Raw genomic sequence first — 12,477 nt, forward strand, 5'->3', positions numbered from 1 at the left:
TCAGGTAAAGTCACTTCTCTAAGTCCACAATTAAAAAATGCTAAACCACCAAGATAAGTTAGCCTATTTGATAGTTTTACCTCGTCTATACTTGCATCGTAAAAGGCAGCATAGCCTAAATGCTTAACAGAATCAGGAATAATTACTTTATCCCAATGTTTGCCACGTCCAAATTCTCTTTTATATCTAAGTTCATCGTTTAAATGACTTAAAGAATAATTTCCATTTATAGATTTTGTTCCTTCAGGAAATACTAGAACATTTGTCTTTTCTTTCTTTTCTAAGCCCTTATCACTAAAGGCAATTATATTTCCCTCAGAGGAATACATAAAATCATCTTCCGTCCACTCTACCTTATAATCTGTACTTGCATATACAGGACTTACAGCCACTATATTCACTAGACTTACAAGTAGCATTATCACAGCTAAAATTCCACTTGTTATTTTTTTCATAAATTTTCCTCACTTTCATTTGTATCTTTTCTTTTAAGTTCTTGTCTTTCTCTATTTTCTTCTTCCTTATTTTTTCTAACAATAAATAAAAATTCATCAAGAGATATTTTTTGACTTCGAAATTCCTTGATGACCTCTAAATTTTCTATTTCTTCTTGTTCCTCTACTAATAACTGAAGTTCTATTTCAATTTCTTCTTTTTTCTTTCTTAAATTCTTCTGTTTTTCTATGTTTCTGATTAATTTTTTATTCATAGATTTTTACTCCTTCCCCCTTATTTTGGTCTACCAAAGGAATAAAAGTGATTTTTCCAATATCTTGAGTTTATACTGGTATATTGGATAGGATCTCCTGCATGGAGCATCATTCCATTTCCGGCATATATCCCTACGTGAGAAATTGGCGTACCGGAATTATATGTGCCTTTAAAGAAAATAATATCCCCAGGTTTTGCCTCGCTTGGAGATATTGGATTACAATAGTTTTTATAAATAAGCCAAGCTGTAGTTCTTGGCATTCTCTTTACACCAGACTTTGTAAATGACCAACATACAAAACCTGAACAGTCAAAGTTAGATGGTCCACTTGCTCCAAACACATATCTTTTACCTATATGTTTTTCTGCTTCATTAAATAAGGCTTTGGCAGTTTCAGAATCAAAAGCAAGACCGGGATTTCCAAAGTTTGGATTGTCTATAATCTCTCCCAAGTTCCCATAGCTTGATCCAAAATATCCACTCATATTTCCCTGACTATCAAGTAATGCTAAATAATGAGCCATATTTGTTTCATAGTTTGCAAATTCTTCTCTTGCTATTTCATCAATACTTTTCTTTTTTATAGTTAATGTTAGAATTCTATAGGTGTATGGATTTCCTTCACTGTCATATTTTGTAATAGACTTTGAAGTATATTTTTTCTCATACATTTGATTAAATAGCTTTTTTAATTCCTTTTGTATCTCTTCAGCTGACTTAATCTCTCCATATCTTGCTGTTAAATAGCTAAAAAGCTCGTGTAGGTCATGACCAACAGAATCTCCTTTTATATGATATTCATCATAATTTGGATAATTTTCTTTAATACTATCTATTTCATCTTGTAAGGCATATTCATAACTTGTAAATTCATTGTTAATATCCATTAAAACTTCTTCTTTTGATAGATAGCTTGTAGCTATAACATTACTTGTTAATCCTGAAGTAAGACTGCCAACATTGCTAATTCCTTGAAATAGCATAAAAAAAAGTCCTAAAATACAAAGGGCAATTAAAATTTGCTTATATCCTTTGTTTTTTAAAGCTTCCAATGTTTTCTTTCCAATATTAGCGAAAGATTTCTTTACTCTATTTACTAAACCTTCCCCGTGTTTCTTCCTAAAATCTCTCTGAAACTTCTTTTTCATAAAAAATCGATTCAGTTTATTAGAGTTTTGATAAGCTTTAGTCTTCTTCAATTCTTCAAAATTTCTTTGAAATAGAAGTTTACTTTCTTTCTTATAAATTTTTCCTTCTAAAGATTTTATTTTTCTTTGAGTTTTTAAAGGTTTTTTTCTTCTAAAATGGCTAATTTCTCTACCTACAACTTCGGTAGTTCTACTAAGCTTATAAGCAGCGTTAACACCTGCATTATCATCTTTCCCACTATATAGATAGTTTGCCGTCATAGCACTCGCAAAAGTAATAGGTTTTTCTAAACCCGCTTTTTTTGACTTTTTCTTATACTTAATTAACTCTTTTTCTTTTTTATTCTTTTTCTCATATAGTTTTGATATTTTATCTTCCTTTTTATAAAACTTATCTTTTTCACTTTTGTTATCTTTTTTAGAATGGAATTTAGTTTTATTTTTTGTATCTACCTTATTTTCTTCAGATACATTTTTAGAATCCTGTACTTCTTTTTTTGTCCTGGTGTATTCTTTCTTTGGATCAAAGTTGCTTTTCTTTATAGTATTATCAAAAGCGTCTTTTATTTGTCTTTTCTTTCCCTTGTTTTTATTAGAAATTCCACTATGATTTAAATCAAGTTCATCTACTTCAAGATTCTCATTTTTTATTACGTTTTTTTCCTGTTTGAAGATTTCTTTTTTCGTGCCTATTTTTTCTTGATTCTTTTTATTTATATTATATTTATCTTTATTTTTTTCAGATTCACTTTTGAATCCTTCAGATAGGCTATCCTGTCTAAATTTCCCACTAGAAACCTTACCCATTAGCATATCTTTTTCTTCTAAATTTCTAACTTTGCCTTTGAAATATTTGCTATTTTGTTTTTTATTAGTATTCAGGTCTTGAATTATTTTTTTATCTTCTTCATTTGCCTTATATGATAGATATTTTCTTCTAAACTTCCCATTTAAAGATTTTAATTCTACTTTTTCCCCTTTATCCTTAAACTGACTTTGAGATTGATAAAGTTTTTTAAAGGTGTTTTTTTGAAAGCTTTCTTTCCCTTTCTCACCAAGAATAGAATAACCATCCCAATTTTTTCTTTGCACATCAGAAGATGGTAAATACTTATAGTCATCTCTTGTGTCCCTATATGATACATTGCTATCACTAAAGTTCATGTCATAGCGATCTATGACACCATCATTATCTGAGTCCTGCGATAAGGGATCATATGTTGAACTTACCTCTATATTAAAATCCTTATCTTCTTCTTTTCTAAATCTCCTTATTTTTTTCTCTTGCACTCCATTAAAACTTTCACTCTCAACGTTTTTCTTCCATTTTAAATTACTATTCCCCTTGTAATTTTTTTGGGGAGAAGTGCTACTTTTTAAATTAGAGCTAGTTGAATTTGGTCTATCATTAAAATCTTCTTTAAAGTTACTTAGCCTGTATTCTGTTTCTTGCCCGTAATATTCACCATATCTACTTTCCTCATTTTCTTCCATTTTTCTATGCTGCTGTTGCGAATATTCTGGCTGATATTCATTATGATAGGAGGCTTCTGCAAATTTTTCCTCATGGTTTTTTCTTTGTCTTCTTCCTCTATTTGACTTATCTTTTTCGTTGAGTAAATCCTGACTATTTTCTTGCAAATGAGATGAATAATACTTAGAGTTTTCATCATTATTGTCTATGTTATTCCTGCTTTTTACTTTATTTATTTCTTTTTTTGAAAAATCTGATGGTCTCTCTGTATTACTGAATTTTTCATTACTTTCTTCTTTCTTTTCTGATATAAGCTTGGTCTTTGGTACATCTCTTGGGTTTACTTTCCCTTTCTTTTTCATATACACCTCCTATTTCATATTTTTCTCAATCCTTTCTTTAGCTATTTGACAGTAATCTTTGTTTATGTCGATTCCAATATATTCTCTGTCCATCCTAATAGCTACCATCCCAACAGTTCCTGAACCCATAAAGGGATCAAGAATCAAGCCTTTTTTAGGACATCCTGCTTTTATACAAAGTTCTACCAGTTTTGGTGGAAATACCGCATAGTGTTTTCCTTTAAATGCACTGGTGTTAATAGTCCAAATATCTCTATTGTTTCTAAATTTAGGGACATTATCTCCTATATATTCTCCATACTCTCTTGCTTCATTTATGCTCTGTCTTTTAGCTCCTGTACCTTCTTGTAAATACTTATTATTTTTTCCTCTTGCCCTCATATATCTTTTCTTGCTTATTTCTTTAATTGGTTCTTTCATAGCGTCAAAGTTATAGAAATACTTTCTTGCCTTTGATAGTAGGAAGATATGTTCATAAGACCTTGATGGTCTATCTCTACAAGACTCAGGCATGGCATTTTCCTTATGCCAAATAATATCGCTTCGTAAATACCAACCGTCCTCTCTTAATTTTAAAGCTAGTTGCCAAGGTATCCCCATTAAGTCTTTTGCCTTGTATCCACTGAGTTTTTCTGTAATAGACTCTTTTTGACCACTTCTTCCTTCTATGTTTTTAGGATCTTTATATTCTTTTTTGCTTCTTGTCCCTGCATAAGAATCTCCAATAACTACCCAAAGTGTTCCTTCTTTTTTTAATACTCTTTTTACTTCTCTAAAGACTTCAATTAATTTATTTAAATATTCCTCCGGACTTTCTTCTCTTCCAATTTGTCCTTCTGCTTTATAATCTCTAAGTCCATAATATGGAGGAGATGTAATACAGCAATCAAATATTTTATCTGGAAATTCCTTTAGAGCAGAAATTGCATCTAAATTAATAATATAGTTAGTTTTTAACTTCTCTCTGTCTATCAATTTCTATCCCTTCCTTTAATTCTTCTGGTTTAGTTGTCATTAACTTATACAATTTTGTATCTTTAGGAAATCTATCTACAAAAGGTACTATTGTGTTTCCGTAGAATAGTAATCCCTCTCCCTCATTGGAATTTGTGACGTAGGATAACTGATAAAGAGATATATTTAACTTGTTAGCTAAAATTTCCCTATCACCACTAGCTTGATTAAGCATTAAGATAAAATCTGTATTATCAAATATATTTTCTATTTCGGGACTGGCTAAAAGGTCCTTTACATTTTGTGTTAATCCTGTTGGAATCCCGCCCCATTTTCTAAATCTCTTCCAAATTTCTATGGAATATGAGGCTGTTTGTTCTTCTCTTAAAAGCAAATGGAATTCGTCACAGTAATATCTGGTTTCCTTCTTATTTCTATTAATAGTTACTCTATTCCACACTTGATCTTGAACAATTAACATACCTATTTTTCTAAGTTGCTTTCCTAATTCCTTAATGTCATAACAAAGAATTCTATTTCCTGTATCTACATTAGTCCTATGGTTAAATACATTAAGACTACCTTTGACATAAATTTCCATTTCTACCGCTAATTTTTTCCCTACATTTTCTTCTTGTTTTAAAAGTAAATTATATAAATCTTCTAAAATTGGCATATTTTCAGGAATGGGATTGTCGAAGTAATCCTTATATAATATTGGAAGACATCTATCAATTACTGAAGTTTCTTCTGCACTTAATCCTTCCTTTCCTACTACAAGTTCAAACAGTGAAAGAATAAAATCAGACTTTAAAGATAAGGGATTGTCTTCATCGGCATAGTCTACATTTATATCCAACGGGTTTATATAATCCTTACTTGTTGGCGATATTTTTATAACTTCTCCACCTAGTGCCTTAGTTAAATTTCCATACTCCCCTTCCGGATCACATATAATGATGTCATCTTGTGTGATTAAAAAAGCATTGGTAATTTCTCTTTTAGCCGAAAAAGATTTACCACTACCAGGCGTTCCAAGTATTAAACCGTTTGGATTCTTTAAAAGCTTTCTGTCTGTCATAATGATGTTACGACTTAAAGCATTTAATCCGTAGTATAAGCTCTCTCCTTCTAAGCACAACTCTTCTGTTGTAAAAGGAATAAAGACTGCTGTAGAGCTAGTTGTAAGTCCTCTTTTTATTTCGATTTCATTTTTTCCAAGTGGTAGGGAGGAAATTAGTCCTTGTTCCTGTCTATAGTTAAGATTTTTCAATACACAATTATGCCTACCTGCTATTGAATTTAGTTGAAAGATTATATTACTCAATTTCTTTCTACTTTTTTCCATATTTGTAAACAAAATAGTTATGACAAACATTCTCTCATTATGATTTTGAAGTTCTACCAATAGTTTCTTAGCATCATTACCATAGGTAATTAAATCGCTTGGAAGAATATCAATATCATATCCTGATCTTATAGCCTTCTTATTTTCTTCAATTTTCATTTTATCCAAGTCCGTTATTTTTCTTTTAATCATCTTTATAGCTTCTGTTTGATCAATGGAATTTATATGAAATGTTACAATCATATTTTCTTCAACCCCTAAAAATTCTGATAATAATCTATCTGATAATTCAGGTGCTAGAATTTGTAGAAAGTTTACTTCTCCAAAGTATTCTCCAATTTTAAATTGATTGTGAGATGAAAAGTTAAATGATGCTGGTACTATATAATCCTTAGTAGATAGTCCACTATATTTTAGGTCTTCAAAGGAAAAAACAAAATTCTTATTCGGATTTAAGATATCGTGAATAACCTTTAACCTTTCATATCCACTTAATACATAAGCTTTTACTCCCATCTGCTTAAAGTTATTTAATATATCCATTTCCATTCTTTCAAGTCTTGTAGTTGCCTCTTTTAAATCTTGTGCTTGTAGGCTAAAGGTGATATACATATATTTAGTAAGTCCATTATTTCCTTTTTGACTCTGATTTTTTAGCATTTCCCTGTACTCTTTTCGTATTTCATTATATGAATCGTTTCTATCCGGAACATTGATGTTTTTTTCTACTTCTTCATTTTTTCCTATGCGATTAATATATGAAAGTTCTATATCAACACTTGGATCAAAATAGTTTAAAAAACTTGAAAATTCATTAAATATACTTTCCTTATCTTCTTCTGTTGAAAGCTGGTAGTTAATATCTAAAAAACGTATCATTTTATTAAATTTGTTCTTCTCAACTTGGCAAATCCCATTTCTCAACATTCTTAAATAAGGGATTGTTTCCTGAACGCTCTTTTTCTTCTTCCCACCAAAAAAGGAAAGCTTCTTTTTGGGCTTTCCTTTTTCTTTAGAAATATTTGCTTTTTTCATCTTTTTTTGACTTATACTAATGCTTTTTAAATCTTCTTTTTGTTTTTTTAAATTTCTTTTTTCTTGATTTAATTTTTTCTGTTGTTTTTTCTGTATTTGATTCATTTACTCCTTTCCTTTCTTTGTTTCTTTATATCATAAATACATTCTGTCTTGTATATCCTTATACTTGTCTGTCTTTTCTTATCTATAATATACTTTAAATATTTTTCAAAATAGATCCCGTCCTTTTCATAAAGAGTTGCAAATATTATAGGAAAAGACACACCTATCATAATTAACATAGATAGGTCATTAGGCAGCACTTTTTTTACCATTAAATATACTGGAAAGCCTATTAGACCTGCAATTGTAAAGCCAATTAATTGTCTTTTTGTTAGATTTAGAGCTACCTTTGTTTTTACTTTTGTTAAGTCCTTTGGGACATTTACATAAGCCATTATTCTAAACCCTCTAAGTAAAAGCCATATATATCTTCTCTGTTCAGATCTTCTAATGATTTTCCCATATTCACTGCTATTTCTAAGACTTTTTCATTCGTTTCTTCTCTATTATCTAAAACTTCCAATGTTTTTCTTATAATCATTCTATTTTGTATTTCTCTTGTAATATATCCCCCTATTAAAAGTATTGGGAGTCCTATTGTTCCAAGTGTTTTTAGATTGATTTTTTTGTCCTTTTTTCTTCTAATTTTCATCATCTTCTCCTTTTTTATTAATGAGCATTTAAAATTGATTTTGCAATACTTCCTGATTTCATCATAGTTATACCAAGTATTAAGGTGTATCCTAGTAATTCAAAAATACTTTTGTGTATGTCTGATATATTTAAAGTCTTAACAAGTACGGCATAAATTCCTACGCATATAAGTAAGAATAAACCTTGCAAGCCAAGTGCGAAGAGCCCTCTTATATAGTTTGTTCCAATACTTCCCCATTCTTTATTACCCATTGTGGCAAAAGGTATTGCGCAAACTGAAGTATAAATATATATTTCTATCATCCTGCCGTATAGAATAACTGTAATGAGTATTGATATCCCTTGAATTATCATCTTTACAATTGATGTCTCTAGTACTATAGTCATTAATTTTCCTATTGACTCTCCTTTTAGGCTATCTACCATATTAGCTATATCACCCGGAGAAACTTTTGCACTAGCATTTGCCACACCTGCTGCCTTTCCTATTAAATTCTGTGCCACATCAAATACTGCCATAGAAAAGTCAAAAGCATGAGATACAAGCCATACTGCTATCCACATTTTTATCATATATTTAAAAAAATCAAAGGTATCTGTGTCATGCATATTATTTTTGTTCATTACCATTTGAATTAATTCAATACATAGTACAGCCGTTATGATAAGACCTGCTATGGGAAGTATAACATTTTCTGAAATAGACTTTATGAAGTGGAAAACCTCCGAGTTCCATCCACTCGGAGTCTTTCCTACCTCATTTGCTATCGTTGATACTTTATCATTTATATCAAGGAGCATTCCGCTTAAATTTTCCTTGATCATATCAATAAGTATCTCCGAAAAAAACTCTTTGATCTTATCTACTATATTAAACATTTTATTTTAACACGTTTGCTAATAGCGGTATTAGTTTTAAACCTATGAGTACAATTCCCCCTCCAGCCATAAGCTGCTTAATGCCTTGAGATTTAGCACCAGGGTTGTCATTCCCATAACCTTCCATCAGGTTGATAACACCCCATGCTCCAAGCCCTGCACCAATTGCTGTAACTAATATTTTTAATACATTTACTGCTTGTGTAAAAAATTCCATTTATATTTCCTCCTCTTTTTCTTCTTTTTTAATTTTATTTATGTGCTTTACGATAAAATTTTTAAATGTCTTGTCTTCTTTTTTTGTTTCCTTAAAATATCCAAAAATATGGATGTATTCTCCACTTTTAAATTCCTTCACACTTTTTGCCTTTTCTCCGTAGAGATTACAGTAGATATATTCTTTCTTAACCTTTCCTTCTTCTTTGTTCTTTCTAACTATTGTGAAGTTAGCTACTTCTTTTTCTCCTTCCTTTGTATCTATTGCAGTTGTTTTTATTTCTCCTACTAGATTTCCATTAATATTTAGCATTTCTCTTTCCATTTGTTCTATCTCCTTTATTCCATAAAAAAAGCGATAGTTTTCTCTATCGCTTCTACTTCTAATTAATTAATATTTCATTTTTCTCTGTATCTTATTTTTTCGGCTCATCTCGTATATATTTCATTCTTCCTCCTTTGGGCATAAAAAAACACCGAAATGTTTTTTTCGGTGTAAATTTCTCTATTTAATTTTATGGTTTTAGTAATTCTTTCCAGTTTTCTATAAAGCCAACATGTCTTAATTCAATATTTTCATATCTTGCTATTAGTGCTATTAGATCATGATAAAAATTTTTGTAATTTTCTTCTTCAGAAACTATTTTAAGATTAACTAATGTAGCAAATATTGTATTGTTTGAAATATTATTTTTTAAATATTCTTTATATAGCTTTGGTGATTTTGTAAGCTTTGCTCCATATAGCCTGCCATAATGGGCACATATATTTCTTATATAGGCAAAATTTTCTATCCAAGATTCAAAGTAATGGTAGTCTGTATGAAAGACTTTTGCAATTTTACTTTTATCTTCATTTTTCATATTCTTATACATTTTAGATAAAGTTCCAAAACTTGCTACTTCTATCACTGCATAGAGTGGAATTTCTCCACCTTCATAATTGTCTTTAAAGTTTTTTATAAATGGTGAGCGTCTATTTCTTTTAACTTCCCTTGCTAATTCTTCTAGTACCCTTTCTTGTTCCTTTTGTTTCTCAAAATTATTCATATCTTTATATGAAAAGTTCCCATATCTTAAAGAAAAATAGTTTGTGATAACTGCTCTTAAAGAAACTTCAATATGCTCTATTGTTTCAAATATAAGCTGTCTAAGTTCTCTATCAAATTTATATAAACTTACAATATCTTCAAAACTTATTCCTGATATATATCTTCCATCTTTTTTTAATGTGATACTATAAGCTTTAATCAGCCTGTAATAGGATATTCTTCCAAGAATTTTCTTAGCATAAGTTTTATCTTCTACTAAAAGTCCTAAGTCTATTAAGTTTTTTACTTGATTTTCTATACTAATCGGTTCTTGATGAATTTTTTTCATTTTTTCTCCTAAAATCAAATGACCCGACTTGGTCCGCATTGTTAAGAGGCGTGTCGGGTACTGTTGACATTATTATATGCTATAAAATATTTTTTGTCAAGTATTTTCTTTTAATCTTTCCTAAATATCTATCTTACTTCTTATTTAATTTTAAATTTATTCATCTAATATTTCAACTACCATACTCTCTTTTAACTTAACCTCATCTTTTCTCTGTAGGTATTTCTCTATGTCAAATATATTTCTCTTATCATAATCTTCAAGGAACTTATAATTCTTATGTTTTGTAATATCAAACTTATCAGATAAGAAAGGTCTTACTCCTCTTAGCTGGTATATACACTTACCACCGTCCATTACAGTTATTTCATCTTGACTCATAAGTTCCTTACCAGTTTTTTGATAATTTAGTCCAAAACTCTTTTGATTCGATCTTGTTTCTGATGTGTTATATAGGTCTATGGTTTCTTTGCCTAGGCTTTCAGATAATTCTTTTAATGTTGTTCTTTCTTTGCCTCCTAAAAATAACGTCGAATCACAATTGCCAACTATGGTATCGGCATTATCTTTATAGATACTTTTTAGTTGTGATTGTGCTTGTAATATTATACAAGCTGATATTTCTCTACTTCTAATAGTTGCAATAAGCTTTTCAAATTTAGGAATTAAGCCAATATTTGCAAACTCGTCAAGTAGGCATCTCACATGAATAGGAAGTCTTCCGCCGTATTCGTCATCTGCTTTATCACATAATAGATTAAATAATTGTGAGTACATTATTGATACTACAAAGTTAAATGTATCATCTGTATCCGATATTATTACGAATAAAGCTGTTTTCTTTTCTCCAAGTGTATCAAGCTCCAGTTCATCTTCTTTCATTAAGTCCCTAAGTTCCTGAATATCAAATGGAGCAAGCCTTGCTCCACAGGATATAAGGATTGATTTGGCAGTTTTTCCTGTAACAACTTGTCAAGGACTTTCTAATCATTTTTATCGACTTTTTGATGTTTTTCTCTCTCCATTTCTCTAAGCATTATGCGTTTTAATTTGTCTTGCATTGTTTCCGTTGCATTTTCATTAAAGTGAACAACAACCTCATAGGTTGCTTTACCAATTTTCTTTATCGTCTTTGTTCCTGTATTCTGTTCATTTTTATTTTCTTGCATATAATTTTCCTCCTGTTTGTTGCAATTAAAAAAGACGATAGATTTTTACTTCTACCGCCTTGCTTAAAGCTCATATAACTGTCTATTCTGTTATCTGCATATTAAATTTTCAAATTCTTATTGTTTAACATTCCACCAAACATTTTATGATACATATCCTTAGAGGATTCTTCTATCTTGGTAATACTTGATATTTTATTTCCTGCATCTTTTGATGATGCTCCGCAAAGATAAAAGGCTTCATTTTCTGTTCCATAGTCAATAGCAATATACCTATCGTGATATTTTTTACCTGCAATTTTCATCTTCAGTCTGATATTAGGGTAATCTTTTCTAAAATCGTTTAGGATATTTTTTGTCAGCATATCCTTGTTTTTTACATTGTCGCTAAAGACTATAATTTCAACATTGTCTTTTGCAGCCCTAAGAAGTTCTAATGTTTTTAGCCCTATATAGTTATCTATCACATAAATACTTTTCTTTGCAGACTTATATATTTTTGTATAGGCAACATCTGCTTCAATCTTATCTCCGTTCATTAAAAGGAAATGCTTGTATGTGTCCGGATCTATAAAATTATCCATAACCTTTTTCAAATCTTCTTTTGTAGCTAAAGTACTAATTTTATTGTTTATTGTTGCTATATCCTTTGTATTTTGGTTTGTCTGTACTGCTATTTGTAATAATTCTTTCGAGGTGATAAAGTCTTGGTTTTCAACTATAAAATCTTTCATCTGCTTAAACATTCGTATTAAAGCCTTGCTTTGCTTGACAGCAAGTTCTCCTCTTAATACAGTCATCAGCATATAAATACCTTGTTCTGTAAAGGCATAAGGCATATATCTTCTACCGCCTGAACCTTCATCTGATTTTGAGGTCAAAAATTTTGACCTCAAAAATTCCCATTCATTTTTGGTAAGTTGAAATCTAAAATCTTCATCAAATTTTTCTATGTTATTCTTAACTTGCTGATTAAATGTTTTTGTTTCATACCCATATATTTCAGCAAGTTCAAAGTCAAGCATAACCTTTTGACCTCGTATATAGTAAATCTTGCTTTTCATTGTAGTTTCATCTATCACTACAATTTCTCTGTTTTCAT

The 12,477-nt window shown here is 30.1% G+C and carries 13 protein-coding genes and 1 pseudogene; all 14 read right to left on the reverse strand.

Annotated elements, in window-relative coordinates; translation table 11 throughout:
* A partial coding sequence (locus HGPB_RS07020; RefSeq protein ID WP_036738541.1) for a leucine-rich repeat protein occupies window positions 1–455 on the reverse strand: 455 nt, incomplete at its 3' end.
* Complete coding sequence (locus HGPB_RS07025; RefSeq protein WP_004837916.1) at window positions 452–709, reverse strand: hypothetical protein; 258 nt, start codon at window positions 707–709, stop codon at window positions 452–454. The genes HGPB_RS07020 and HGPB_RS07025, both read right to left, overlap by 4 nt.
* A gap of 20 nt (window positions 710–729) precedes the next feature.
* Entirely contained in the window at window positions 730–3,696 is a 2,967-nt protein-coding gene (locus tag HGPB_RS07030) for a C40 family peptidase (RefSeq protein ID WP_019132980.1), read from the reverse strand.
* 9 nt (window positions 3,697–3,705) lie between these two features.
* Window positions 3,706–4,671: a DNA-methyltransferase gene (locus HGPB_RS07035; protein ID WP_019132981.1), complete on the reverse strand. Its 966-nt coding sequence runs from the start codon at window positions 4,669–4,671 to the stop codon at window positions 3,706–3,708.
* Window positions 4,643–7,138, reverse strand: a complete 2,496-nt coding sequence (locus HGPB_RS07040; RefSeq protein ID WP_019132982.1) for a VirB4-like conjugal transfer ATPase, CD1110 family — start codon at window positions 7,136–7,138, stop codon at window positions 4,643–4,645. Before HGPB_RS07040 ends, HGPB_RS07035 begins: the two co-directional genes overlap by 29 nt.
* Window positions 7,135–7,473: a PrgI family protein gene (locus HGPB_RS07045; protein WP_002838958.1), complete on the reverse strand. Its 339-nt coding sequence runs from the start codon at window positions 7,471–7,473 to the stop codon at window positions 7,135–7,137. The genes HGPB_RS07040 and HGPB_RS07045 overlap by 4 nt, the downstream gene beginning before the upstream one ends.
* Complete coding sequence (locus HGPB_RS07050; protein ID WP_000702456.1) at window positions 7,473–7,730, reverse strand: hypothetical protein; 258 nt, start codon at window positions 7,728–7,730, stop codon at window positions 7,473–7,475. The genes HGPB_RS07045 and HGPB_RS07050 overlap by 1 nt, the downstream gene beginning before the upstream one ends.
* A gap of 17 nt (window positions 7,731–7,747) precedes the next feature.
* Window positions 7,748–8,611: a VirB6/TrbL-like conjugal transfer protein, CD1112 family gene (locus tag HGPB_RS07055; RefSeq protein ID WP_004838430.1), complete on the reverse strand. Its 864-nt coding sequence runs from the start codon at window positions 8,609–8,611 to the stop codon at window positions 7,748–7,750.
* A gap of 1 nt (window position 8,612) precedes the next feature.
* Window positions 8,613–8,828: a Maff2 family mobile element protein gene (locus HGPB_RS07060; RefSeq protein WP_002838961.1), complete on the reverse strand. Its 216-nt coding sequence runs from the start codon at window positions 8,826–8,828 to the stop codon at window positions 8,613–8,615.
* Window positions 8,829–9,152: a single-stranded DNA-binding protein gene (locus HGPB_RS07065; RefSeq protein WP_002842079.1), complete on the reverse strand. Its 324-nt coding sequence runs from the start codon at window positions 9,150–9,152 to the stop codon at window positions 8,829–8,831.
* Between the two features lie 190 nt (window positions 9,153–9,342).
* Window positions 9,343–10,206 carry an Abi family protein gene (locus HGPB_RS07070; RefSeq protein WP_019107265.1) on the reverse strand — a complete coding sequence of 288 codons (864 nt, stop codon included), beginning with the start codon at window positions 10,204–10,206 and terminating at the stop codon, window positions 9,343–9,345.
* 156 nt (window positions 10,207–10,362) lie between these two features.
* Window positions 10,363–11,178 (reverse strand): annotated as a pseudogene (locus tag HGPB_RS07075) (VirD4-like conjugal transfer protein, CD1115 family); the annotation flags it as partial.
* 11 nt (window positions 11,179–11,189) lie between these two features.
* Entirely contained in the window at window positions 11,190–11,375 is a 186-nt protein-coding gene (locus tag HGPB_RS07080) for a transposon-encoded TnpW family protein (protein ID WP_019132985.1), read from the reverse strand.
* 101 nt (window positions 11,376–11,476) lie between these two features.
* On the reverse strand, window positions 11,477–12,477 hold a 1,001-nt coding region (locus HGPB_RS07085), incomplete at its 5' end, for an ORF6N domain-containing protein (protein WP_019132986.1).

Origin of the sequence: Peptoniphilus obesi ph1, from assembly GCF_000311865.1 — a bacterium.
Taxonomy (GTDB): domain Bacteria; phylum Bacillota; class Clostridia; order Tissierellales; family Peptoniphilaceae; genus Peptoniphilus_E; species Peptoniphilus_E obesi.